The following is a 26,035-nucleotide window of genomic DNA, read 5'->3' as shown; positions in this document are numbered from 1 at the left end:
AAATCTATTTATAAAAACCAATAAAACGCCTTTAGATTAAAAAGAAATACACTGGAATACCACTAATTTGACAATACCCTTAAATAAAGCGTTAGGAGATGAATTTGGGATGGTGTATTATTTTGGCAGCTAAGAGAACTATCAAGAGAAGAATTGGTAAGACAGGGGTATTTTTACAAGCAACAAACCTTAGAACATCTATTTCAATATTGTGTCAAAAGGCTTAACTTTACTCCTTAACAACACATTATTATCTACTATGAAAACAGATATTGAAATTGCAAGGGAGAGTGAATTAAAGTCTATTTACGAAATTGCTAAAAATATCCACTTAGCTGAAGAGCAGGTCATTCCTTATGGCAAGCATATGGCAAAGGTTCAACTTGAGGCTGAGCAAAAAGAACAGCAGCAAAAATCCAACTTAATTTTAGTCACCTCTATTACGCCAACCAAGGCGGGAATTGGAAAAACGACAGTTTCAATTGGTTTAGCATTGGGCTTAAACAAAATTGGAAAAAAGGCTATTGTTGCACTGAGAGAGCCCTCTTTAGGACCCTGTTTTGGGATGAAAGGCGGTGCTGCAGGAGGAGGTTATGCACAGGTTTTACCCATGGAGAACATCAATTTGCACTTCACAGGCGATTTTCATGCCATAACTTCTGCTCACAATACGTTGAGTGCCTTATTTGATAATTATATGTATCAAACTAGAGCTGAAGCCAACGGCATCAAAGAGGTTTTATGGAAAAGAGTGCTGGACGTTAATGATCGCAGCTTGCGCCATATTACTTCTGGATTAAGAGGAAATGCCAATGGTATTCCTCAAGAAAGTGGATTTGACATTACTCCTGCATCGGAAATTATGGCTATTATGTGTTTAGCGACCGATATTACCGACTTGCGTCGACGCATTGAGAATATTCTTTTAGGGTATCGCTATGACGGCAGTATGTTTACGGTAAAAGATTTAGGCGTAGCTGGAGCAATCACCGTGCTTTTAAAAGACGCATTAAATCCCAATTTAGTTCAAACTACAGAAAATACGGCTGCGTTTATTCACGGTGGTCCTTTTGCTAATATTGCTCATGGTTGTAATTCAGTTATTGCTACAAAAATGGCGATGAGTTATGGTGACTACGTCATCACAGAAGCTGGATTTGGGGCAGATTTAGGGGCAGAGAAATTCTTTGATATCAAATGTAGAAAATCAGGTTTACAACCGAAACTAACGGTAGTAGTTGCAACAGCACAGGGGTTGAAGATGCACGGTGGAATTGCCCTTGAAGAAATTAAGAATAAACACATTGAAGGCATACAAAAAGGGTTGGAAAATCTACAAAAGCACGTAGAGAATTTGCGTTCTTTTGGACAACGCATTGTTGTTGCTTTCAATAAATATGCTACGGATAGTTTAGAAGAGATTCAATTGGTCGAAGATTACTGTAGAGCAAATGATCTTGGCTTCGCCATCAACAATGCTTTTGTGGAAGGAGGAACAGGTGCGATTGCTCTAGCTGAAGAAGTAGTAAAAATGATTGACGAAAATCCGAGCAAGCCCTTACAATTCCCATATACGGATGAAATGACTATTTCGGATAAAATAAAAGCAGTAGCAACAAAAATTTACGGTGCTACATCGGTTAGTTTTAGTCCAGCTGCACAGAAAAAAATAAATCAGATACAAGCAACGCCAATGAATTTATTTCCTGTTTGTATTGCAAAAACACAGTATTCGTTCTCTGCCGATGCTCATGCCTACGGCGTTGCTAAGGATTTCTCCATTGCGATTAACGATATTGTTATCAATAACGGAGCTGAATTTATTGTAGCTATTGCAGGAGATATCATGCGTATGCCAGGACTTCCCAAAGTACCGCAAGCTACAAAAATTGATCTAGTGGATGGTTTAGTTGAAGGATTAAGTTAACCCTTAACCCATTCAATCACACCAACAACTATAGTAAAATGGAAGAACGACCTGAAAAAGATAGGTCGTTCTTCTTTTTTTATACATTTGTTCTCGAAAACAAACGATTGTATTTCTTTTAATTTCGGTATATGTCAAAACATCTTGCGCGAATAGCGGTCACGATTTTATTTTTCTTTTTTGGTGGAATATCTGCTTCATGGGCATCGAGAATACCTACGATCAAGGAGTATTTCGGAGTAAATGATTCGGCATGGGGTTTTGTTTTGTTGTATATCTCAATTGGAACGTTAATCTCTTTACCTTTTGCGGGAACGATTATTGCCAAACTGGGAAGTAAGCGATCTACCCTCTATTTTTTACTTGCCTATTTTGTGCTTTTGATAGGTATTGGGTATTGGGATATACTGTGGCAATTAAAAATTAACTTGGTGCTGTTTGGTGTGTTTAGCAACCTCACCAATATATCGATCAACACTCAGGCGATTAATGTATCTAAACAATATAAAGGACAAATTATTGGATCTCTCCACGGAACGTGGAGTATTGGTGGTTTTGCGGCATCTTGGCTAGGCGCAGAAATGATTAGCAGTTATGTTCCGCCCATGCATCACTTTATTTATTTTTCAACCGCAGGGATAATTGTCACCCTATTAATGTTTAAGTTTCTATTGCCTGATGCGATTGTAGTAGAACAAGAGAAAACGACGGCACAAAAAAAGTGGAGATGGCCTGATAAGCCTTTAGTCATTTTAGGGTTACTCGCTTTCTTTTCGATGGTAACAGAAGGTACGATGACTGATTGGTCGAGTGAATATATGAAGCACATTGCCTTAGCTCCTATTGAATGGGTGGGATATGGATTAACGGCTTATATGTTTACGATGGCGAGTGGTCGTTTTATCTCTGATTATACCGTTCGAAAATACGGCGAGCGCAAGACCTTGTCTGTTTGCGGTTTACTCATTTTTCTCGGCTTAGGTGCTGCAGTGGTATTTCCTTATGTATACACCACCATCTTATCGTTTATGGTTGTTGGATTTGGCGTTTCTGCCGTTGTACCCATGGTGTATCACTTAGCGGGTAACAGCAAATCTATGCCGCCACAACAAGCCTTAACGTTGGTGACAAGCATTGGTTTTATTGGATTCTTTTTAGGGCCACCCGTCATTGGTTTTATTGCGCAATACGCGTCTTTGCAAGTGGCTTTTGCGATTATTGCCTTATTTGGCTTGTGCATTACGCTTTTAAATCGCTTTATGCAGCTAGATTCTTCTAAGTAATTTTATATATTCTCTAACAATTGAATCGCTAAACCGCGTACGATTGTTCATTTTTATTTTTATATTTGATCATATTTTAAACTATCATTAATGTTTACATTTTTGCAAGCTTCACCAGATGCAATTACTACTGCCGTAACTGATTTAAACGAAGTAGTATCACAAGAAAGTCAAATTTCTGCCTTAGATTTTGTTCTCAAAGGTGGAATTTTTATGATTCCAATTATCCTTTTGTTTATTTATACGATTTACCTGTCAATCGAACGGTATTTGTATATTCGAAAACAGACAAAATACGATGCAACAGTACTTCCTAATACCCTCAATTTATTGGAAAAAGGTCAAATGGATTCTGTTGAATTAACCCTGTCAAGAGATGAAAATTCACACACCAAAGTAATTTTGGAAGGTACGCATTCAATTGGAAGACCCATTAGTGAGATCGAGGCCAATATGGAGCGTTTAGCGACTATTGAGATTGGAAAAATGGAGAAAAAGATGGGGCATTTGGGATTAATTGCTGGTATTGCGCCTACCTTAGGGTTCGTTGGAACCATTTTGGGGGTAATCCGCATTTTCTATAATATTAGTATTTCTGAAGATATTAGTATTGCTAATATATCAGGAGGGCTTTATGAAAAGATGATCAGTAGTGGTTCTGGATTAGTTGTGGGTATTATAGCGTTTGCTGCCTATCACTTGTTGAACTCGTCTATTGACAACTATTTGTTGCGCACACAACAAACGATCTTAGATTTTATTAATGCAATACAACGACCAAATGGCAATCAAAAGAAATAAACGCTTTAAAGCGGAAATTGCAACTTCCTCTTTAAGTGACATTATGTTCTTCTTGCTTTTGTTCTTTCTTATTTTATCGACATTAGCGAATCCCAATGTGATAAAAATGATGCTTCCAAAAGCGGCGTCAAATGAAAAGACGAATAAGCAACACTTGACCATTTCGGTAACAGAAGACAAACGTTTTTTCATTAATAAGACAGAAGTTCCATACGAAGAATTAGAGCAAATGTTATTAGCAGAATTAGGAGGCAACACGGACCAATCGGTTGTGATTCGAATTCCGTTTAATTCACAGATACAAGAACTAGTAGATGTATTGCAAATTGGCGTAAAGCACAACATCAAATTTGTAATTGCTACGCAAAAGCAATAAAAAAGGAGCGATTTTAGATCGCTCCTTTTTTTGTTTAGTTTAATTTAAACTGATATACGATTTTCCCTATTTGTTTTTCGGGTGCTTTGTCATTGGGTTGCCATTTGGTTTGCAAGGCTGCGATTTTTGCTTGTTCTAGCAAACAGTTTGCTGTATTGGTTGTTCCCTTTACTCCTGCTCTTGCTTCAACGGTTGTTCCTGCTTGATTTACCCATACCTCAACGACTACTGTTCCGATTTCGTTACAGGTATATTTTGGAATGGCTTTTACTGTTGCGCTTCTCCCATCTAGTGAATAGCCAATACCATCACCTCTACCATTACCATGGCCATTACCTACTCCACCACCCGATCCACTGCCAACGCCTGTTCCTGTACCACTTCCTACACCAGATCCACTGCCAGTACCATTTCCAGTACCTGTACCGTAATAGCCTCCGTTGGTGGATAATCCGCCTTGACCGCTACCCTTAGTACCGCCGCCTCCAGAACCACTTCCGCCGTTCATAAAACTACTGATGGCGTCTTTAGTTGTATTGGAAACATCTTGTTTTGCAGGGGTTGTAGCTTTCTTTTCTGTGGTTTCTACTTTTTTCTCGGTTGTTTTTTTGGCTACATTTTCAGTTTGCTTATCTACAACAGGTTTCGTTTTTTTTGTTTCTTCCTTTTTTGCCACTACTACTGCTGTTTCCTCTCCTTTTTCGTAGGCTAAAACTTCCTCTTCTTCAACGGGCTCTGACTTGGCTATTTGTTGTTGTTCTTCTACTATTTGCACAGGATTCGCCGACGTAGTTAAGTGATCTCCTGGCGTTCCTTCTAATGAAATAGCAACGCCATTTCCTCCACCACCCCCGCCACCAAAATTGGTGTAGGACGTTTGGCTATCCATAAATTTAATAAAGAATAAAAGAAGGAAAAGCAATATAGTAACACCTAAAGTAATTAGGATTGAGGTTTTTTCTTCTTTTGAATATCTTGAATTCATACTAACTAGGCCTGAGATTATAACATTCATTTTATCTAACAAATGTACTTATTTTTTTGGTTCGTCTCTTTTTCTACTGCTTATTTTAAGAAGTCCTTATAATACTTCCCCTTTCTTCATCTTTTACAATGGACAGCGACAGGGGAATTCGCTCCTGCAGTTCATCTACATGGGAAATAATTCCCACAATTCGATTTTCTTTGAGAAGGCTGCTCAGGGTTTCAAAAACGATATTCACTGATTCGGTGTCTTGTGTTCCGAATCCTTCGTCAATAAAGAAAAAGTTTTTATCGGATTTGGAGAGACTTTGCACACTTTCTGCCAAAGCTAAAGCCAAAGATAGTGATACTTGAAAGCTCTGACCTCCAGACAACGTCTTTACACTGCGTGATTTTCCATTGTTTAGGTAGTCTATAATTTCAAATTCGTTGCTCTCATTTAGTTGTAGGCTTAGTTGATTGTTAGTCAAGCGATGAAAGCGCAGGTTGGCGCTATCGCATAAATTGCGGAGATAAATACTTGAAACATAATTAACGAAGCCAGCGCCTTTAAACATATTATCCAGTAGATTAATGTTTTTTAATCGTTTTTCCACTTGATCAAATTCAGTTAGTAAACTAGCTTTTTCTTTATAATCCTGTTCCATGCGTTCAATTTCGCTCAGTAGGCGCACGACACTAGTTGATTGATTCTTTACCTGTTGATCTAGTGTTTCTACGCGTTGTGTTTGCACTAGAAAGCGCTCTGGATCAAATGCGACTGATTCCAATTTGGCAGTCAATTGTTTCACTTGATTGCGCAATACCTCAAGCTTGAGGATGAATGCCTGAATACGCTCACGCGTTTCTTCTACTGCAATATTCTTTGCCAAAATCTCCTTTACAAGAGTAAGGTTTTCCAACTGAAAGGTATGTAATAGCTGTTGTATTTGGGTTTGTAGGGTTTCTTTCGCTTGGGTTAATTCTACCAAAGTTTGCTGAAGGCTATTTTGTTCAGTTTCCAATGCTGCTACAGCCGGCGCGAGTTGTTGCATCAACTGCATCAAGGATTTATAAGAGTGATCTACTTGGGCAATCTGTTGCTCTTTTGCTGTAATTGTTTGTGTGATTGTTTCTTTTTCTTGTTGTAGCGTAGTGGTAAGATTCAACAAGCGGATCTGTTTGCCCTTTGCTGCTATATCCGCCTCCATTCTCGCTTGATCCAATTCAATTTCAGCAAGCTTCGCCTTATACAATTCCACATTTGAACGAATTCCCTCGGTTTTTTTTATCCTCTCTTGGAGTTGTTTATCCGCTTGTTCGAGTGCTTGATTGATTTGAACGGCTTGTATTTTTAGTTCTTCGAATTGGTTTTTATTTTCCTTTTCAATTTCTGTCCATACAAACGAGTCGAGTAATTGCAGCAATTGTTTTTGCTTTTGTTCTACTTGATCGTTGATTTCGCTTAGTTGCACCATCCACAGTTGTCGCTTATCGACAAGGGCTAAGACCTCTCTTTCTCTTTGGTCAAGGACTTGTGTTTCTTGTCGAAGTTTTTCTTGTTTGCGTTCTAACTCCCCTAGTACAGTTGATACATCGGTTGCTGCTAAAATAGCAGGATGTTCTAAAGCCCCACATAACGGACACGCTTCCCCTTCTTTCAAAGCGGTTGCATAATGCGCCAATTGTTGAGACAGGCGTAATTGATCCAATTCTTGAACGAGCAATCGTTGAATTTCTTGGTTTAATTCTCTTTTTGTTGTCAAGTAAAGACGCCAATCCTTTTCATTTACAAAATCTAGCGCTTCCAAAGCCTTGGTTCCCTTTTGAATTTCGTCTTGTAGTTGAGACTTTTTCGTTTGGTTATCTTGTATATTTTGTTGCAGATACGCCCAATCCGTAAACCATTTATCTATAGCCATCAAGCGCATTGGATCCATTCGATTGTTTTTTAGCGCTTGTATCTGCTGCTCAATAGCGACAATCGCTTGTTGATTTTCTTGTAATTCGCTCATGGTTTGCACCACCACTTCCTTACCTTTTTGCAGGCGTTCACCTAATGCTTTTCGCGCTTCTTCAGTTTGCTTAATACTTAGAATCAGCTGTAATTCATATAGGGTTGTCTTTTCTATTTCTAGGGATTCAAACTGTTTTTCAACCTGAGCAAACTCTTCTTTTACGTGAGTATACTGCGCTTGTTTTTGTTGAAGTTCCTTTGTTTTATTGGCTAAAACCTCTTGTTTCTCTACGATTTTAGCACTGATTTGCTCCTGTTCTTTGACGAGGGATCGAAAGGCCTTGTCAACTTGTTCATATTGTGTTAATTCGCGTTGTAGCGTCTGAATTTGAACTTCTTGTGCTTCTAAGTCAAGCACTTCTTTCTTACTGTTTTCTAAGGTATCGAAGTCACTTTTCACCGCTTTAAGCTGTTGAAAGAGTTCTTGTTCTTTTTTAAAGGTTTCGACCAGTTGATTTAACTGTTTCTCTTCAGCTTGATGGGCAACTTTTTTTTCTTCAATCTGCTCCTGTGTCAGTAGCGCATAGCGCTGCAACTGCCCTTGTAAGTGGTCGTAACGCTGACGAGTTGCACTGTATAAGGCTTTGGTTTTGGCTGCCAAATCAAATCGGTCAAGTCCAAAAATTTCCTGCATCATTTTAGTGCGGTCTCTACCGCCTAGTTCAATAAATTCTTTGAATTTACCTTGAGGAATGATAATCGTTCGCTTGAAATTCTCATAACTCAACCCAATGACCTTTTCTACTTGTAAGTCGGGAAGTGGAATCCACGCGTCATCCTTCCAATGATACAACACGGCGTCTCCTCGTTTTACATCTTCAAAACGCTTGGAGTTTCGCTTAAATTCTCTGTAGATGCGATACTTTTCTCCATTAAAGTTTGAAAATTCAAAATCAATCGACATGCGATCCGACTTTAAATTCATCATATTATAGGCGCGTTTATCTTGTGCGTTTAATCGTTCACTTTCCCCATACAAACCAAAAGATATGGCTTCTAAGATAGAAGATTTTCCTGAGCCCACCTTTCCAAAAATGCCAAATAATCCCGCTTGAATCAATTGGGTAAAATCAATGACTTGTTTATCTTGATAGGAATAAAAACCTTCTAAGGTTAATTTTATAGGTATCATGGGTAGGATTAGTTTATAATTTCATGGAACAAATCCATAAGTTCTTTATTGGGTTCTTGTCCGTTGTTTTTTTGTTTAAAATAATCGGCAAAGAGTCCTTGTATATCTTGTTCCAGATTGACTTGTTTGCTTTTATTCCCTTCTTCTTGATCGTTGAGATGAACCACGGGAATAATGGTAATAATCCCTTGGTGTGCTTGGTTGATGCGCTTAATATCATCTGCTTTTAAAAAGGTATCGCTCACTAAGGTTAGTTCAACCAAATGGGAGGGGTGTTGTTGCAACCATTCGACGGCATCATCGACAGAATAAAACTTCTTTCTCGAAAGAGGTCGTCCTTTGAGCAAGGGAATTTTTTGATATACCGCTGGTTGATTGGGTTCTACCTCAACCAGTATGGCATACTTTTCTTGCCCTGCTTCGCTAAAGCTATAACACAAAGGGCTTCCTGCATAGACTACGGGGCGATCAGCATCTCCTACTTGATGAGCGCGATGCAAATGGCCTAAAGCGGTATATTGAATTTCTTTGGGAATACTATCGCTGTAGATCAGATCCGCATTCCCTATTTTCAGTGGTTTTTCTCCATCAGGTTCTTCCAGTTCTTCCCCTCCTTTTTTCATCATATACAGATGGGAGATCAAGAGGTTAACCCCTGCTGTATCGCAATAGGATGTTGCTAATGTTTGCCAGTTGCTTTGCAATACCTCATGTAAGGCTGTTGCTTTGTCCTCAACATTCAAGGCTTTTTTCAATCGCACTTCATTGGCGTATGGCGTGTGAATAATGCGAATGGGAAAAGGAATATGCGCCAGTGTCAACTCGAGAAAACCTGCGGTAGATTGTGTCAAGGAAAAAGCCTCATTTTCTCCTATGGGTTGCACCACGGTGTTGGGCAATCCCACGAGTATGATTCCACAAGCGCGCGCCAAGGGATCAGGGGCATCAATTCGCTCAGGACTGTCGTGATTCCCAGCAATGGCTAGTACAGGTCGTTGTCCGTTGCGCGTCAAACGGCGAAGGGTTTTATAAAACAGCTCTTCAGCTTCAGTGGGCGGATTAAAGGTGTCAAATAAATCCCCAGCAATCAGAATGATATCTGCTTCCTGCTCATCCGCCAATTGACAAATCTCATCCAATACCTCTTTTTGCTCCTCGATTCGCGAAAAATTATCTAATCGTTTACCTAAGTGCCAATCTGCTGTGTGTAGTATTTTTATTTTCATTGTAAGTGGTGAGTGGTGAGTGGTGAACTGATTAACCGATTAACTATTAACTGATTAACTAATTAACTGTTAACCGATTAACTGATTAACTAATTAACTGTTAACCGATTAACTATTAACTAATTAACTAATTAACTGTTAACCGATTAACTGATTAACCGATTAACTATTAACTAAACCTCGCAACCATCAGGACCGCAAGCTTTGGCATCCTGATCGCCTTTCATTTCAAATTTAGGTTGGCTTTCTTCAAATGCTTGAGTAAGTGCTTCAGCTAAGGTATCAATAGGTTGTGCGCCTGAAATGCCGTATTTGCGATCAATAACAAAGAAAGGTACACCTGAAATGCCTAGAGTCTGTGCTTCTTCAATATCATTTCTTACCTCTTGGGTTTGATCTTCACTTTGCAATAGCGCTAGAACTTCTTCCTTAGGCAATCCGATTTCCGTTGCCAATGTTGTTAGCACCTCTATATCACCAATATTTTTTCCTTCTGTAAAATGCGCGAAGAACAACACTTCTTTCATTTCGTTTCCTTTGCCGTGTTGCTGTGCGAAGTGAATCAAGCGGTGCGATCGAAATGTATTAACCGGAATAGCAATATCCTGTCTAAAATTGATTCCCACAGCAGATCCTGCTTGTTGTAGGTGATCCATCATCCCTTCGATTTGCTCTTTCGGCATGCCTTTGCGTTTCACTAAGTATTCCAATGTAGATTCAGATGCTCCCTCTACAGGTAAGGTAGGGTCTAATTGAAAACTTTTCCATTCTACTTCGATTTTATCTTTAAAAGGCAATTGTTCTACTGCATTTTCAAAGTGTTTCTTTCCAACATAACAGAAAGGACACATTACGTCTGACCATATTTCTACTTTCATTTCTCTACATTTTTAAAGTTATAACAAGGGGGAGATAAAGCTACACCCTATTAGTCAAATATACGATTTACAACGGACTTCAGCCTACTCTTTTAACAGATACAACGGGACTAATCACATCAATTCACCGAATGTAAAATGCTTAGCCTTGCATTGAATTATATTTAAGTTAACAAAATCAAGTAGATTTAACATTTTTTTAATATTTTTAACCCCACAAAAATAACCAGCATATGAAACACATGTACCTCTTTCTCCTGTTTATACTAACGACCATCGCTTCTCCTGGACAAATAAGAAAGCAAGTCTTTTTTATTGGGAATAGTTATACGTATACGGGAAATATTCCGAAATTGATTCAGCATATGGCACAATCCACGGGAGATATATTGGAATATGAAGAACATGTTCCAGGGGGATCTTCCTTTCAAGATCACGTGAACAACAGGGCAGTAACTGATAAAATCAACAGTAAAGCGTGGGATTATGTAGTATTACAAGAACAGAGTCTGCGTCCAGCCCTTGGAGAAAGCTATAGTGCTCCCTATGCTCGAGTATTAAATGAGCGCATAAGAAACGTTTCACCTTGTACGAAAACGTTATTCTACATGACTTGGGGGCGTGAAAATGGAGAAGCGAACTTTTGTAACCAAGGGATGGCCCATATGTGCACTTATAGTGCTATGGATGATAAAATCTATGAGACTTATAGGGCAATGGCTATAGATAATCAAGCAGAGCTATCACCTGTAGGACGTGTTTGGCGAAAAATACGCGAACAATATCCGGCATATAGACTTTATAGCAATGACGAATCACACCCGTCAATGTTGGGATCTATGGCGGCGGCTTATACTTTTTACACAGTGTTGTTTAAAAAAGATCCTACTTTACTGACCTACAATGCAGGTTTAACAGCTGAACAAGCGACCAACATCAAGCGCATTGTAAAGGAAGTAGTGTTTGATGATTTCTCAACGTGGTTTATAGGCGTACATTACAACAAATCAGGATTTGAATATGAGCTCATTGATTCGCCAAGTGTACAATTCAATAATACCACTCCTAATGTAGAGGAAATCAATTGGGATTTTGGCGATGGCACGACCTCTACCGAACTCCATCCACTCCACCGTTACGAACAATTGGGACAGTTTACTGTTACCTTAACAGTAACAAGCTGTAAAGAGATCTATACCGTACAAGATACCATAAACATTGAAACGCTAAACACTACCGTTTTTGAAGATCAACACTTTGTTGTATACCCCAATCCAACTACTGATTCGCTTTTTGTACACTTGGATGACGATGCTACTTTTGTCATTTTTGATTTGACGGGAAAACAACTAAATAGCCCTGTAACCCGCCAAAGTGGGTTCTATCAACTAGAGGTGAAACACTTGGCAAAAGGGACTTATATTCTTCAAATAAAAACGACAAAAGGACAAGAAGACGTTAGATTTATTATAAAATAATTGACTTATTTAAGGAAGAAAAATAAATCATTCAATTATTTTACCTAGTTTTACAACTGTGTATAAATTAATTATTAATTCACCTTATACATTTTTTATACAGTTGTCTATTTATTACCCAACCATCAACTTTATAGAGTAAAGAAAAAGGAAGCTGATTAGCTTCCTTTTTATCTATTTTTATCCTTTATTTCACCCAAGTATCTTTTCCAGCTATAAGTCCAGAAATTAAGAGGGTAGCAGACATGATTAACAAGAAGATCAAAGAATAGATCCAGTCTTTTGAAAAATCAAAAAGGGCTCCAAAAATTGGAGGTCCACAAGCGGCGATCAAATAACCAAAAGACTGTGCCATACCTGATAATTCAGCTGATTGTACAGTACTTCGGGTGCGCAAGACGAACAACAACATCGACAAACTAAATGCTAATCCACTAGCCAATCCAATCATTACGCACCATACCACAATATATTCAGTACGAAAGATAATGATACCGCCAATTCCCACCATAAACAATACTCCCACAAGTAGAGACAATAACTTTTGGTTGTTCATTTTACTGGCAATAATTGCCCCTAGAAACGTCATAGGTAATTGGGCAAATTGTACATAGGACAAAATCCATCCAGAGTCTTCCACGGACATACCCCATGTTTGCATTACTTTAGGTAACCAAGCGGCTAAACAGTAAAACAACAAGGATTGAACTCCCATAAATACGGTGACTGCCCAGGCTAATCCAGAGGTATATAAATTGACTTTAGGCTCATCGATGGCAAAATTTCCTTTAACGGGGTCCACTTGTTTCTTCTTCACTTGTGGAATCCAAACGACAATAGTCACTAAAGACAGTACAAGCCAAATTCCGATAGATCCCTTCCACCCCATGCTCGTATAGGTTCCTAAACTAATACTAAAACCTGCGGCTAATGCGGCTGTTAAATTCATGGCCACCGAATAGATTCCCATCATACTTCCCACTTTGTGTGGAAAATTGTTCTTGATAAAAGCAGGCATTAATACATTACCTACAGTAATAGCGGTCCCCACTAAAGCGGCTCCTAAAAATAGGGAAACAATATTGCCTAAAGGGCGAATAAACAAGCCTACACTCAGTAAGACCAACGAAATTAACAAGATCAATTCCATGCCATACTTGCGAGAAAATTTGGGAACCAATCCCGACAACAACGCAAAGGCCATCAAGGGAATAGTCGTAACCAAACCAGCGGTTGTATTTGACAAGGCCAGTGATTTGCTGATTTCTCCAATTACCGGACCAACCGAAGTAAGCGGTGCACGAAGGTTGGACGCTATAAAAATAACTCCCAAAAGCATCAGTATTTCTTTCGCTTTCGAGGTTTTCACTGCTCCAGTATTATTTGAATGATTCATCTTTTATTTTTTGAGTTTGTTTAAAACACAAAATTATATGGAATTAAATGATTAAATTCGCCATATATCATAACTAAAACGACAAGTATGTACGGACCAGAATTAGTGGATCAAGTCAAAAAAAACGGCTTTATTTGGCATGCAGAAAACTGGAAACACAACAATGAGTTCCACCACCATCACAAAGCACAGTTGGTCTTTGTAGAATCGGGCTACCAATACTTGCATACGACGAATAATCAGTTTTTATTACCTCAGCATCACGCGGCTTGGATTCCGTCTAACCTTCCACATAAAACGACTGCTGCCTCAGAATCTGTTTCTCTGAGAACGCTGTATTTTAATACGGATGGCATGCCTTCGTTTTACGATGATTTATACTTATTTTCGGTTCCTGCTGTTTTGAGAGAGATGATCATGTACACGGAAAAATGGTCTTTGAATATGGAATATCGCCAAAGTGAACAGACTTTTTTACTGGCTATTTTAGAAGAATTGCCTTCGTTTATTCAAGAGTCTCTACCCTTGATTACTCCTGTTCCCAAATCGGCTAATTTGCTTGCGGTGACCGCGTTTATTCACCAAGCCTATGGAGCGCCCATTTCTATTGAAGATTTAGCAGCCAAAGGTTTTGTCAGTATGCGTACATTAGAGCGACAGTTTAAAAAAGAAACCGGCATTAGTCTAGCGAAGTACATTCAGATGGTGCGCATAATCAAATCGCTAGAGTTGCTCAGTGAAGGGCAATTAAACATTGGCGAGATTGCTTTTCGCGTGGGATACAGTAGTGCACAGTCCTACAGCAATGTATTCACTAAGTTATTGGGCAAACGCCCGAGTGAGTATTTTGAATCCCCAATCAAATAGAGACAAAAAAAGCCAACGCAATCGTTGGCTTTTATATTTACTAGTTTTCTACAGGTAAGAAATTATATTCTTTTGCATAGAATAACATTTGTTCTTCAAATGTTTTAGGTTGTTTAATTACGTAATCTGTAACCTCACCTTTGTCATTCGTAACAGGTACAATATAAGGGTTTACAAAACCTCTATATGGTGCTGCATCAAATTTTGCATTGCGTTCCAATACTTCTTTGTGAATCGCTTGATCAACTTTCACACCGTAAGTTTCTACTAATTGTTTGGCAGCATTGTAATCTCCTTCAGATTTAATGCGTTGTGTTTCTCTTAGCAAGTCACCGAATAAGGCGTGTAACTTTTCATAATCAGTAATGTTGAAGTAGGTTTTTCCATTGCGCACAACTTTTTCAATGACGTTGTCTTTTTTACCTTTCTCAAAAACCCAAGCACTTACCCATTGGCGGTTTCTCATATGTGCTTCTTCAATATCTGCTCCTGGTTCTAAGCGCACTAATTGCGTCATTAAACCATTTCGGATGTATCCGTCATAAGCAGCCATCCCCACAGCTTTCCAATCATCCACCAATCCTATTTCTTGTAATTTAGGGTTGTATAAATAGAATAAACCTACCAGATCCGCACGTCCTTCTTCTAGTGTTGAAGCATAGCTTTTTAATGTTTCTTTTGGTTGACCAATACCTTGATTAATTTGACCTGAGGCATGTCCAATTACTTCGTGTAGAGCCGTATGTAATTTATCAGCTAACTCCCCATATTTTTCTTCTAATTGAATTTCTTCTTCATCGTGGGCAAATTCTTTCAGTTTACCAGAACCGCCAGCGTGGTTATAAGAATCAATAATATTCCCTAAAGAGATTGACTTTGATCCGTGTTCAGCTCTAATCCAATCTGCATTAGGCAAATTCACACCAATTGGGGTTGAAGGCGAAGAATCTCCAGATTCTGAGGCAACAATTACCGTTTTATACGTAACACCTGTTACATTTTTCTTTTTGTGCTCTGGCATCAGTGGGGAATTATCTTCAAACCATTGCGCTTCTTTAGAAAGAACTTCCATCTTTTTAGACATATCGAAGTCTTTGATTTGCACCACGCTTTCATAGGAACCTTTATGTCCTAATGGGTCGTTGTACACTTCAATAAATCCATTGTTGTAATCAATATTACCTTCGGTAGCTTCTACCCATGCCACATTGTAATCATCCCAAGTTTTTAAGTCACCTGTTTTATAATATTGGATTAACAATTGTAACGCATCGGCTTGTTTTTGATTTTCAGCAACAGTTACTGCTTTCTCTAACCAAAAGATAATTTTGTCAATAGCAGATCCGTACATCCCACCGCTTTTCCAAACTTTCTCTACTAATATTCCATTTTCTTTTACCACTTTAGAGTTTAACCCTGTTGAAAGTGGACGCAAAGGGTCTGGACTTTTCATGCTATTGTAAAAAGCTTCTACCTCAGCTTCGGAGATTCCTTCCCCATAAAAGTTTACAGCAGAGCCTTCTACCAAGCCTTTCGTTAGATCTAGGTTTACTTTTTTATTGTCTACATCATTGAACAAAATATCCACAATGCTAGCATCTAGTGTTGTTTTCGTATCAGCTAACAAAGTTTCGAAATACGCCTTAGCAAAAGCAGGTTTAATTTTGTCATTGGAATAATGGTGGTGAATTCCATTAGAGAACCACACGCGTTTTACATACACGACGAAATTTTTCCAATCGTCGGTTTCTTTATCCCCCGCATAATTGACATAGATGTTCTCTAATGCTTGACGGATTTTAAGGTTGTGTTTGTAGTTTTGATCCCAAATAATATCGCGTCCTGCGTATCCTGCTTGACTCAAATAGTACACCAATTCTTTTTCTTTGAGCGTCAAATCTTCCCAACCAGGAATTTGATATCTCAACACCTCAATATCAGCAAATTGATCAACACTAAATTCAAAATTCTCTATTGTTTCCGCTGTTTTTTCAGCTTCATTTTCTTTGTTTTTTCCACATGATAATGCCATTGCCGAAGCCAATACAATACATGCCATTGTGTTTAATTTCATAAGTAATACTTTATTCGTCTTGTAACAAATATATAAAATATGGCATGAACCGCCACCTTTTCTTGGATTGAAAAAAATAAATTCTATTTTTTTTGTTCTATTTCTTTAAATAATCATCAGTAAAATGCGTATCTGCATTTGGATTATTAAATTTTTCTTGGTTGTAAACAAGGGATTTATTTCGGGGAATTGACAAGGACTGCCAAGCTTGATTTTTGATCAATTTGCCGATGTAAACAATTTGCCCAATGTGATAGGGATAATGGGCTAATTGGCGGTATAAAGCTTCGCCTACGGTGTGGTCTTGATTTCGAATTTTGACAACGGTGTCGATATTCTCCGAGGTAATCGAATCTAGTGTTTCAAATAGGATGGCCCATCCTTTTTCCCAATTTGTAATCAATTCATGTCGATCGTAAACGCCAATGGCAAATTCTTGGTCGCGATTTCTCCACTGTTTTTCTCCGTCTTCGGTAAAGAAATGGGTGAAACGCGAAGCTAAATTTCCCGAGAGGTGACGCATTAACATGGCAATAGAATTACTTTCTTCATTGTATTGCCAATTCAACTCTTCTTGTGAAAGAAGCAGTATGGTTTTATCTGCTAGCATGCGGTAGTATTCAAACTGTTTGCGAATGCCTTGTACTTCTTGTATTGTCATCGTTATCTATTGTTTTCCTCTAATTTAATTCATTTTACAAAAAAATAAAACACTCTAGTACAAAAAACAAAGAATATAGGACTCTTCCCTTCACACAATTGTTTCTCTTCTAAAATCCATTAATTATTCTATTTTTTTTAGTCAAAAAATTATTTTTTTGGCATAGTAATTGTATTTCCATTAGAAACTTTTTTTCATACTACTTTTGCCCTATACGCCCCCCAAATTACGTATAGGGCATTTTTATGATCCATGGTGCTTATATCTACGCCACATTTTTTCTTTAAAAAAGTGCATTTTAAACGAGTGTTCGCTACAAATGTTTTTTCTTTGTGACAAATCAAATACAACCATCCCATGATACTACAAATGGAACGAACTTATTTTAGAGCACTCACCACGCAAGATGAAGCGGCTTTATTAGAAATTTATTCAGACAAAGAGGCGATGCAATACAGAGCGAGTCTTCCTTTTGAAACCTTAGCTGACGTCAGAGCCTTTCTCGATCAAGTAGAACGCGAACAGACTACTGGAAAAAAATATCGCTTTGCCTATGTACACCTGCAGACCAATGAACTGATGGGCACTGGCGTTTATACTTTCCTCGATGATGAATCAGTAGAGATTGGGTTTTCTATAGGCAGATCTTTTTGGAAAGGGGGCTATGGAACAGAAGGAACTAGGGGGCTCATCGAACTCATTAAACAGCGCGAACCGCAAATTAAACGCATTATTGGCATTGCAAAAACAGCCAATGAAAAATCCGTTCGCATGATGGAACGCATGAATTTTACTTTTATTAAGCAAGAAGCAGACAAAAGTTATTTCGAATATTTATTGTGAGGTTTGTAAACTATTAACCGTAGACTGTTAACGGTAAACAAACTTGTCCAGTCCGATTTAATCCAATAAATTTGCGGCAATTGATTTCAGCTATGTCTTTATTTACCCGTTCCGCACACCCTATATACAACCTTCAGTTTATGTTGGTTTGTTTGAGTTCTTTGTTATTTTCTGCTAGTTTCAACATGCTAATCCCCGAATTACCAGATTACCTATCGAGTTTAGGCGGAGCGGAATACAAAGGATTAATCATTGGGTTATTCACTATTACGGCAGGTATTTCAAGGCCTTTTAGCGGTAAATTAACGGATAAGATAGGTCGTGTTCCCATCATGGCAATTGGTTCTATTGTCTGTTTTATTTGCAGTTTACTCTACCCTATTTTAACTACAGTTTCGGGTTTCTTGTTTTTGCGTCTGTTACACGGATTTTCAACGGGTTTTAAACCCACTGCTACAGCGGCATACGTTGCGGATATTGTTCCCAAAGAACGCTGGGGAGAAGCCCTGGGGCTACACGGAATTTGCTTTAGCACAGGTATGGCTATTGGTCCTGCTATTGGAAGTACCATAAAGATATATACCTCGATTAACTTCTTATTCTACACCTCGGCTCTGTTTGCCTTGCTCTCAATTTTGATCTTGTTGAATATGAAGGAAACCCTAGAGAAAAAAGAAAAGTTTTCTTTCTCTCTCTTTAAAATTTCACGCAAAGACATCTTTGACCTCAAGGTATTCCCTGCAGCTTTTGTTACGTTTTTATCTTATATCGCCTATGGGGTAATCTTGACACTTATTCCCGATTGGACGGGGCATCTAGGTTTAGAAAATAAAGGAATCTTCTTTATGATCTTTACTGTTTCCTCTTTGTTGGTTCGCTTCTTTGCAGGCAAAGTATCAGATCGCTATGGCCGTGTATTAATTATTATTATTGGCTTAGTACTTTTGTTTGTATCCCTAGTGATTATTGCCTTCTTCCAAACGGTCAATGGCTTGTACTTAGGGGCATTCGTCTATGGTATTTCCCTAGGTGTTTTGTCTCCCGCCCTCAATGCGTGGACCATCGACTTTAGTTCACCAGATCAGCGTGGAAAAGCAATTTCTACCATGTATATTGCCTTAGAAGCAGGAATTGGAGGGGGTGCCTTTGCTGCAGGTTGGTACTACAAAGATCACATCGATCACATTCCGACGATTATGTACATCAGTTCGGCTATTATTGTATTGAGTTTGTTTTATATGCTGTCCAAGCAATTTAAGAGGTAAAACATACCTTTTTTTGGGGTGACAAAGGGATGTACAAAGGATAAACTGCCTAAGCTTTACAGAAAATACTTTGCTGGGGTAATCCCTGTATGATTTTTAAAAAACTCTATAAAGGCACTATCAGAAGAAAATGCTAGTTGATCACTTACTTCTGAAATCGACGTGTTTTCTGCCAGGAGTTCAATAGCTCGGTATAAGCGCCATTGCTGACGCCAAGCTTGATACGACATCTTGGTTTCTCGCTTAAAAATGCGGGAGATCGTCTTTTCACTTGCCCCTACATCTTGGGCGAGCTCATGTAGAAAGGGAGGTACCCTCTTTTCTAACATAAAAGCGTCCATCACAGCTTGTAGCCTGTAATCTGTAGGAATTTCCAACACATAGGATTCTCTTTGGGCTTGGTGGAATTCATCCCAAAATACCGCTAAAATATTTTGTTGAGAAGCCGTATAGGTGCCTTGCCATTCCCACCAACAAATTCGCTCAATAACTTCAGCGAATAAAGGTGAAACGAGACGAACTTCTAACCCCAAATCCGTCACATCGATTTGGCGAATATCTAAATAAATTGATCGGTAGGCCACTACATTGCGAAAGGTAACACGGTGTTCTAATCCAGCGGGGATAAACATCAGTTTTTGTGGGGGCAGGATTACTTGCTGCTTGTGTGTAAGCAAGGTCATACATCCACTAGGAGCATATAATAGTTGCGCGTGTAAAGCATGGCTGTGAAAACCCGAATCGTGCTGTACTAAATCAGAAGCCAAACCAATCACCTCTTGATTAATCTCTTCTAAGTTTAGCACCTGTTCCTTGTTCAAATATGCCATTTGTCCTGCTTTTGATATTTTTTGTTTTTATACTGTTATAAAGATAAGCCTAATTCGTTAGACTTTTGCATGAGAAATAAAATAAACAATGAAAACAAAATTACAACTGGGTTTTATGGTGGTATTAATGATGTTTCCGCAATTTGTAGAAACCATTTACAGTCCAGCATTACCGAGTATTACACAACACTTTCAAGTAAGTGAAACTCAAGCATTACTCACCATTAGCACCTATTTTATTGCCTTTGCATTTGGGGTGATCTGTTGGGGCATTTTGAGTGACTACATCGGCAGGCGAAAAGCGATGATTTGTGGGCTAACGACCTATATGCTTGCATCTATGCTTGCTTTACTTGCACCGAGCTTTGAAGTTGTATTAATCGCACGAATTATAGCTGCATTTGGAATTGCAGTTGGTTCGGTAATTACACAAACTATGATGCGTGATGTTTATACGGGAGCCGAACTAAGCAAGGTGTTCTCCATTATGGGAATTGCGTTGTCGATCAGTCCTGTATTGGGTTTATTACTAGGCGGTGTAACTGTTTCGACTTTTGAGCACTACGGTGTTTTTTTCCTTCTTGCTGCACTGGCGTTGATTGTAGTGATTAAAGCGTATTATCACTTACCTGAGACCAAGCAAACCCAAGAGAAGATCAGTCGAAGTGCGCTTTTTGGCCTAGCTAAAAAGATGTATACCGACCGCAGTATTTGGCGCTTTGCCCTCTTAGTTATGAGCTATAATGTGCTGTTGTTTAGCTACTATTCCTTTGCGCCTTTTATCTTTGAATCCAATGGGTATGATGCGTCTGTTTACGGATATAGTGGTGTGGTTTTAGCCCTAGGATCTTTTGCGGGAAGCTACTTCAACAAAATATGCCTTAGCAAAGGGATATTGGGCAATACCTTAATTCTAGGCGCTTCAATTTTGGCGCTCGCTAGTGCAATGGCAACGGCTATAGTATTGGATTCGATGTGGTTCTTAGTCCCTGTATTGCTCATTGTTGCGGCTTTTGGAATTGCTATTCCCAACATACTGAGTCAGGCGTTGGTGCACTACAAAACGGCTATTGGTTCTGCGGGTGCCTTATTTGGATTACTGTACTATTTACTGATTGGTTTGGGTTTATATGTCAGCAGTTTACTCCCTCATTTTGGATGGGTATTGCTCCTATTCGCTGGGGTGGGTTTTCTACTAGCCATAGGTTTGCCAAGAAAAAAATAATTATTCTCGCTCAGTTAACGCCAAACGGGTTACAATGGGGAAGTGATCGGAATTTCTAAAATCACTGTGGGTTTTAAAGGATTTTACCTGAATACTTGGATCGACAAAAACGTAGTCAATACGCATCGGATAGTACGGAAAATCGTAGCTCTTTCCAAAGCCACTTCCCGCTTCGATAAAGGCATCCTTGAGGTCACCTTTAATATTGTTATACACATAGGAAAAGGCGCTATTATTCATATCACCGCAAATCACTTTGCGGTGGTTGGCGTCTTTCATATGCGATTGAATTAATTCCGATTGCATTTGTTGTTCAGTAAACGCATTGGATATGCGCCTAAAGATGCGCTTGGACTTCTCCTCGTCTATTTTTTCGTGAATATCAGGACTAATACTGATCGACTGTAAATGGATGCTATACACGCGAATGGTATCCGAATTAATAAATAGATCGGCAAAAATCACATTGTTATTTGAGTTGGGTAAATTGATCTCTCCTTTATCGATTATGCGATATTTGGAGTAAATAGCTTGTCCTGTTTTAATTTTCTCCCCGTGAGAAACAACGTATTTATAGGGAAATTGCTTAAAGTCCAAAGCTGCTCCTTTGGAATATTCTTGCAAGCACAAAATATCGGGATCTTGTAAATCGATGAATTCTTTTATCTTTTGAGGAACAAGTTCGTCAGGAATCCACTTAAACAAATTAAACAAACGAACATTATAGGTCATTAATACAATATCACTTTGCTCTGTAGGTTCATTTTTACCCGTAATCTTATAGAATTTGGTAATAAACGTAAAGCCGAGCACTAAGATTAAAGCAGATAAAATCATTTGTCTTTTCACCTGAATGACCCAATAGAGCAGGAAAACAAAATTAATCAAGATCAACGAGGGAAGTATCAAGGTAAAAACAGAGAGAAATGGAAATAATTTTGGCGCTAAAAAAGGCAATAAATACCCCATCAATGTCCCTATAGCAACAAGGACATTTAAGGTAAATACCACTTTATTAAAACCAGATAATTTCTTCATGTTTTACTCATTTCCCTGACGAAAAAGAAATTCTTTTTCCTCTTTATTTAAGCTTTCATAGCCTGACTTACTAATCTTGTCCAAAATGGCATCAATTTTCTTTTGGGTCGTTTCTTCTCTACTAACGTTTTTATCCCCCTTTTTATTAACATAAACCTGCTTAAATGTAGATTTATTTTTTGCTGTTCGCTTTTTGCGTTTGGCAAGATCAATCCCATTTTTCAATAAGACCGTGTAGCCAACGCCTACCAAAGCACCACCTAGATGAGCAATATGCCCGCCAACATTGGTCGAAGATAGTTGAAACAAATCAATGACAATGATAAACGCAGCAATATAAATCATTTTTATTCTTCCGATTAAGGCAAGTCGTACTTCCATTTGAGGGGCAAAACTAGCTAAAGCGATAAGAGGCGCCATCACAGCGGCAGAAGCTCCTACTAAGCCATATCCCATGGAAAAAAAGAAAGAACACAAGTAATACAACATACTTCCTCCTAAAGCGCCCAGAAAATAAACAAACAAAAATTGTCTTGAGGTAAAGAAGGTAAAAAAAAGATTACTCACAAAGAATAACATAATCATATTCAGCAGTAGATGCCAGATGTTAGCATGTACGAAAGAATAGGAGATAAACGTCCAAAAGCGAGTCAAGGATGCGGCCCCGTCTGCGACAAACGCAACATAGGGGAAGATGCTGTGATAAACCGAAGACAAGACAGCTGAAAGTCCAAAGAGCAAAACAAATACAAGGACATTACTGAAAATCAACACTTGTACCCTATCGCTAATTTTATCACTAAGGTTTAGCTTTCTCTTTAAATCATCGAGTATTTTCATGTTACAAATCCCAGCGGTTTTGTTTGAATTGATTTTTTTTCCAATAGCGCACGAGTAAGAATCCAGTTAAGGCACCTCCTACGTGTGCAAAGTGTGCAATTCCTGTTCCACCACCAAAAATACTGAAACCACCTGTTAAACCACCGATTAAGTCAATCGCTAGAATTCCAGGAACAAAGTATTTCGCTTTGATGGGTACGGGAATAAACATCATCATCAATTCTGCATTCGGGAACATATAAGCAAATGCGACCAAGAAGCCATAGACCGCACCAGAAGCTCCTACTACAGGGGCGTTAAAGGCTGAAATCATGGCACTTAAATCAGTAGATCCCAAAACAGTTTCCCATTGAGTGTTGTACATACCGCTGCGCAATAAATTGTAAATTTCCGATTCTGTATAGCCTGCCGCCACTAATTGACTGACACCGTGTGAAACCGAATAATAGTTCACCCCCATATGTAACAATGCGGCTCCGAATCCTGAAATTAGGAATAAAAGGTATAATCGCTTGGTTCCAAACAGCATTTCTAAGGTAGTTCCAAAAGAGAACAACGCAAACATATTGAAGAAAATATGCATGATTCCTCCATGCATAAACATATAGGTTAGCGGTTGCCACACTTGAAATTTTGCGTTGTCAAAATAGTACATCGCTAAATAGTCGTAGGTTGCAGGTACAAACTGGCTTCCTATAAAAAATAGGACGTTTATAATCAATAACTGTTTTACTCCTTCTGATAGTCTCATTACAGTATAAATTTTCGTTCAATATCTTCTACTTTCATCGTGATAAAAGTAGGTTTCATAAATGGAGAGATATTGGGTTCTTTACAACCAAATAAAGAATTTACAATATCCTCTTGTTCTGTTTCGTTTAGTATTATGCCCGATTTTACGGCTAAACTTTGCGCTAAGGTTTTGGCTATGCGCTCTGTTTGTATGTAATTGGTTTCGGGAATTCCTTCTTGAAAGCTCATAATTAAATCGTCTAGGACAATTTGCGCTTCGCTTTCTGCTACATTCACTGGTAATCCAGATAAAATTACGTGATCCTCGCCCATATTTTCAAAATCAAATCCCATTTGTTTTAACGAAGTTCGAATTTCTTTTAATAAAACAACTTCATAGGGTGCATAGTATAAAGTTAAGGGAAAAAGCAATTGCTGAGAAACAGCATTGGATTTAGTTATATTGCCAATGAATTTTTCATACAAGATGCGCTGATGAGCCCTTCCTTGGTTAATGATTACCATGCCTGACTTAATTGGACTAACGATATACTTTCGCTGAATCTGAAACGTACGCGAGGCTAGAGTCGTCTCAGTATGCTCGTCAAACAAGCTTCCTGTTACTTCTTCTTCTTCAAAGGCAAGTCCACTGATATCGAGCGCACTTCCTTCGCCTTTTAATCCTTCGAAAACCTCTTGCCAAGCCCCTACTTCAGTTGCCGCTGACTTCTTGATTTCTGTTTTGTTGGACTTACTTGCAAAAAACACCGCTTCATCAGCTTTTCTTCCTTCTTTTTTGAACGAAGAGAAGTCTATTGTTGATGTGGTGGTGGTCAGCTTACTTTCAAAAACGTCTTCGTCTTCCTCTTGAGGTTGCTCTTGAGGTTGTGCTGTACGCAAGAATGAACTTTCTTCAAAGGGATTAAAGCCTTGCTCAACAAAGTCTGAATGTTGATTTCCCCCTAAACTAGTTGGGGTTTGGGTAAAAGGGTTATATACTTCTTCCGTTGGGTTCAATCCTTCATTGCTAAAGGGATTATAATGTGTATCAATTTCGATCAATGGCGTTTCCGCTTCTTTGTCTTTAAACTCATAGGGCACATCCAACCCTTCATCCCGATGGAAATCGAGTACAGGCGCTACGTTAAACTGGCCTAAACTGTGTTTGATAGCCGATCGCAAAATACTGTATAACGCTTGTTCATCATCAAATTTAATCTCCGTCTTGGTGGGATGTATGTTGATATCGATGGAATTAGTCGGTACGGTTAGGTAAATAAAATACGTTGGATGAGTCCCCTCTTTAAGTAAGCCCTCATAAGCCGCCAAAACGGAATGGTGTAAATATCCGCTGCGGATATAGCGATCATTGACAAAAAAGAATTGTTCGCCTCTGCTCTTTTTGGCAAATTCAGGTTTTCCAATAAATCCTCGAATGGTAACAATTTCTGTTATTTCTTCAATAGGCACCAATTTCTCATTGGTTTTTACCCCAAATACATTGACTATGCGCTGACGCAAATTGGAATTAGGTAAATTGAATACCTCACTGCCGTTGTGAATGAGTGTAAAACTAATAGCGGGATGCACTAAAGTAATGCGTTCAAATTCATCGACGATATTTCTAAATTCGACATTGTCCGATTTTAAGAAATTTCGACGCGCAGGAATATTAAAAAAGAGATTTTTTACGGAGAACACCGTTCCTGGAGGAGTTACAGTCACTTCTTGTGAAATCACCTTCGATCCTTCTATAATCAGGTGTGTACCCAATTCGCTGTGGTGTTGACAGGTTTTCAGGTCCACATGAGCAATAGCGGCAATAGACGCTAGAGCTTCTCCTCTAAACCCTTTGGTATGTAAGGCAAATAAATCTTCTGCTTTAGATATTTTAGACGTGGCGTGGCGTTCAAAAGCCATTCGCGCGTCTGTTTCATTCATTCCTTTGCCATTATCGATAACTTGAATCAAAGTTTTTCCAGCATCTTTCAGGACCAATTTGATCTCAGTTGCCCCTGCATCCACAGCATTTTCCACCAACTCTTTTACAACAGAAGCAGGGCGTTGAACCACTTCTCCTGCGGCAATTTGATTGGCTACGTGATCTGGTAATAATCGAATGATATTAGACATTTAAAAAATGAAGGTTTTTTTGATTAAAACTTTTGACTCTATTCTTACAA

At 38.7% G+C, this 26,035-nt stretch carries 21 protein-coding genes; 9 read left to right on the top strand and 12 right to left on the bottom strand.

What is annotated here, in order from left to right:
* Positions 1 to 259 precede the first annotated feature (259 nt).
* The 4 genes from H4K35_RS02420 to H4K35_RS02405 all read left to right on the top strand — a co-directional run bounded on the left by H4K35_RS02420 (position 260) and on the right by H4K35_RS02405 (position 4,387).
* The gene (locus tag H4K35_RS02420) at positions 260 to 1,927 is read left to right on the top strand and encodes a formate--tetrahydrofolate ligase (protein WP_182625781.1); all 1,668 of its coding nucleotides are present in this window, start codon (positions 260 to 262) and stop codon (positions 1,925 to 1,927) included.
* A gap of 131 nt (positions 1,928 to 2,058) precedes the next feature.
* Entirely contained in the window at positions 2,059 to 3,210 is a 1,152-nt protein-coding gene (locus H4K35_RS02415; protein ID WP_182625780.1) for an MFS transporter, read from the top strand.
* A gap of 90 nt (positions 3,211 to 3,300) precedes the next feature.
* A complete protein-coding gene (locus H4K35_RS02410; RefSeq protein ID WP_182625779.1) occupies positions 3,301 to 4,011 on the top strand; it encodes a MotA/TolQ/ExbB proton channel family protein in 711 nt (236 codons plus the stop codon).
* Positions 3,992 to 4,387 carry a biopolymer transporter ExbD gene (locus H4K35_RS02405; protein WP_182625778.1) on the top strand — a complete coding sequence of 132 codons (396 nt, stop codon included), beginning with the start codon at positions 3,992 to 3,994 and terminating at the stop codon, positions 4,385 to 4,387. Before H4K35_RS02410 ends, H4K35_RS02405 begins: the two co-directional genes overlap by 20 nt.
* A 34-nt stretch (positions 4,388 to 4,421) precedes the next feature.
* Here H4K35_RS02405 and H4K35_RS02400 read toward each other — a convergent pair whose 3' ends face one another.
* The 4 genes from H4K35_RS02400 to H4K35_RS02385 all read right to left on the bottom strand — a co-directional run bounded on the left by H4K35_RS02400 (position 4,422) and on the right by H4K35_RS02385 (position 10,603).
* On the bottom strand, positions 4,422 to 5,276 hold the full coding sequence (locus H4K35_RS02400; protein ID WP_255492334.1) for an energy transducer TonB: 855 nt from the start codon (positions 5,274 to 5,276) through the stop codon (positions 4,422 to 4,424).
* Between the two features lie 181 nt (positions 5,277 to 5,457).
* Entirely contained in the window at positions 5,458 to 8,499 is a 3,042-nt protein-coding gene (locus H4K35_RS02395; RefSeq protein WP_182625776.1) for an AAA family ATPase, read from the bottom strand.
* Between the two features lie 8 nt (positions 8,500 to 8,507).
* Positions 8,508 to 9,725, bottom strand: coding sequence for an exonuclease SbcCD subunit D (locus H4K35_RS02390; RefSeq protein ID WP_182625775.1), 1,218 nt, complete (start codon positions 9,723 to 9,725; stop codon positions 8,508 to 8,510).
* Between the two features lie 173 nt (positions 9,726 to 9,898).
* The gene (locus tag H4K35_RS02385) at positions 9,899 to 10,603 is read right to left on the bottom strand and encodes a DsbA family oxidoreductase (RefSeq protein WP_182625774.1); all 705 of its coding nucleotides are present in this window, start codon (positions 10,601 to 10,603) and stop codon (positions 9,899 to 9,901) included.
* A gap of 233 nt (positions 10,604 to 10,836) precedes the next feature.
* Here H4K35_RS02385 and H4K35_RS02380 point away from each other — a divergent pair, with 233 nt between their 5' ends.
* Positions 10,837 to 12,081, top strand: coding sequence for a DUF4886 domain-containing protein (locus H4K35_RS02380; RefSeq protein WP_182625773.1), 1,245 nt, complete (start codon positions 10,837 to 10,839; stop codon positions 12,079 to 12,081).
* A gap of 187 nt (positions 12,082 to 12,268) precedes the next feature.
* On the opposite strand, the gene H4K35_RS02375 is transcribed toward H4K35_RS02380, so the two are convergent.
* A complete protein-coding gene (locus H4K35_RS02375) occupies positions 12,269 to 13,477 on the bottom strand; it encodes an MFS transporter (protein WP_182625772.1) in 1,209 nt (402 codons plus the stop codon).
* An 87-nt stretch (positions 13,478 to 13,564) separates the two neighbouring features.
* Between H4K35_RS02375 and H4K35_RS02370 the strand changes: the two genes are divergently transcribed.
* On the top strand, positions 13,565 to 14,344 hold the full coding sequence (locus tag H4K35_RS02370; protein WP_182625771.1) for an AraC family transcriptional regulator: 780 nt from the start codon (positions 13,565 to 13,567) through the stop codon (positions 14,342 to 14,344).
* A 40-nt stretch (positions 14,345 to 14,384) separates the two neighbouring features.
* Here H4K35_RS02370 and H4K35_RS02365 read toward each other — a convergent pair whose 3' ends face one another.
* The gene (locus tag H4K35_RS02365; RefSeq protein WP_182625770.1) at positions 14,385 to 16,418 is read right to left on the bottom strand and encodes a dihydrofolate reductase; all 2,034 of its coding nucleotides are present in this window, start codon (positions 16,416 to 16,418) and stop codon (positions 14,385 to 14,387) included.
* Between the two features lie 97 nt (positions 16,419 to 16,515).
* Positions 16,516 to 17,079, bottom strand: a complete 564-nt coding sequence (locus H4K35_RS02360) for a DUF1572 family protein (protein WP_182625769.1) — start codon at positions 17,077 to 17,079, stop codon at positions 16,516 to 16,518.
* 357 nt (positions 17,080 to 17,436) lie between these two features.
* Between H4K35_RS02360 and H4K35_RS02355 the strand changes: the two genes are divergently transcribed.
* Together H4K35_RS02355 and H4K35_RS02350 are read left to right on the top strand one after the other, a co-directional pair.
* Positions 17,437 to 17,922: a GNAT family N-acetyltransferase gene (locus tag H4K35_RS02355; RefSeq protein ID WP_182625768.1), complete on the top strand. Its 486-nt coding sequence runs from the start codon at positions 17,437 to 17,439 to the stop codon at positions 17,920 to 17,922.
* Between the two features lie 92 nt (positions 17,923 to 18,014).
* A complete protein-coding gene (locus tag H4K35_RS02350; protein WP_182625767.1) occupies positions 18,015 to 19,187 on the top strand; it encodes an MFS transporter in 1,173 nt (390 codons plus the stop codon).
* 56 nt (positions 19,188 to 19,243) lie between these two features.
* Here H4K35_RS02350 and H4K35_RS02345 read toward each other — a convergent pair whose 3' ends face one another.
* Positions 19,244 to 20,017: a helix-turn-helix transcriptional regulator gene (locus H4K35_RS02345; RefSeq protein WP_182625766.1), complete on the bottom strand. Its 774-nt coding sequence runs from the start codon at positions 20,015 to 20,017 to the stop codon at positions 19,244 to 19,246.
* 88 nt (positions 20,018 to 20,105) lie between these two features.
* On the opposite strand from H4K35_RS02345, the gene H4K35_RS02340 reads away from it, so the two are divergent.
* The gene (locus H4K35_RS02340) at positions 20,106 to 21,242 is read left to right on the top strand and encodes a multidrug effflux MFS transporter (RefSeq protein WP_182625765.1); all 1,137 of its coding nucleotides are present in this window, start codon (positions 20,106 to 20,108) and stop codon (positions 21,240 to 21,242) included.
* Here the strand turns inward: H4K35_RS02340 and H4K35_RS02335 are convergent, their stop codons facing one another.
* From H4K35_RS02335 to mutL, 4 genes are read right to left on the bottom strand one after another with little or no spacing between them, the layout of a single operon-like run.
* Positions 21,243 to 22,280, bottom strand: coding sequence for an endonuclease/exonuclease/phosphatase family protein (locus tag H4K35_RS02335; RefSeq protein WP_182625764.1), 1,038 nt, complete (start codon positions 22,278 to 22,280; stop codon positions 21,243 to 21,245). It lies immediately after the preceding gene.
* A 3-nt stretch (positions 22,281 to 22,283) separates the two neighbouring features.
* Complete coding sequence (locus tag H4K35_RS02330) at positions 22,284 to 23,120, bottom strand: rhomboid family intramembrane serine protease (RefSeq protein ID WP_182625763.1); 837 nt, start codon at positions 23,118 to 23,120, stop codon at positions 22,284 to 22,286.
* A gap of 1 nt (position 23,121) precedes the next feature.
* Entirely contained in the window at positions 23,122 to 23,871 is a 750-nt protein-coding gene (locus H4K35_RS02325) for a rhomboid family intramembrane serine protease (protein ID WP_182625762.1), read from the bottom strand.
* Positions 23,871 to 25,985 (bottom strand): DNA mismatch repair endonuclease MutL, encoded by a 2,115-nt coding sequence (gene mutL, locus H4K35_RS02320; RefSeq protein WP_182625761.1) that lies wholly within the window; start codon positions 25,983 to 25,985, stop codon positions 23,871 to 23,873. The genes H4K35_RS02325 and mutL overlap by 1 nt, the downstream gene beginning before the upstream one ends.
* Between the last annotated feature and the right edge of the window lie 50 nt (positions 25,986 to 26,035).

It is taken from the genome of Myroides sp. NP-2, assembly GCF_014145665.1.
Lineage (GTDB): Bacteria > Bacteroidota > Bacteroidia > Flavobacteriales > Flavobacteriaceae > Flavobacterium.
This window is presented reverse-complemented; position numbering and strand designations above follow the sequence as displayed.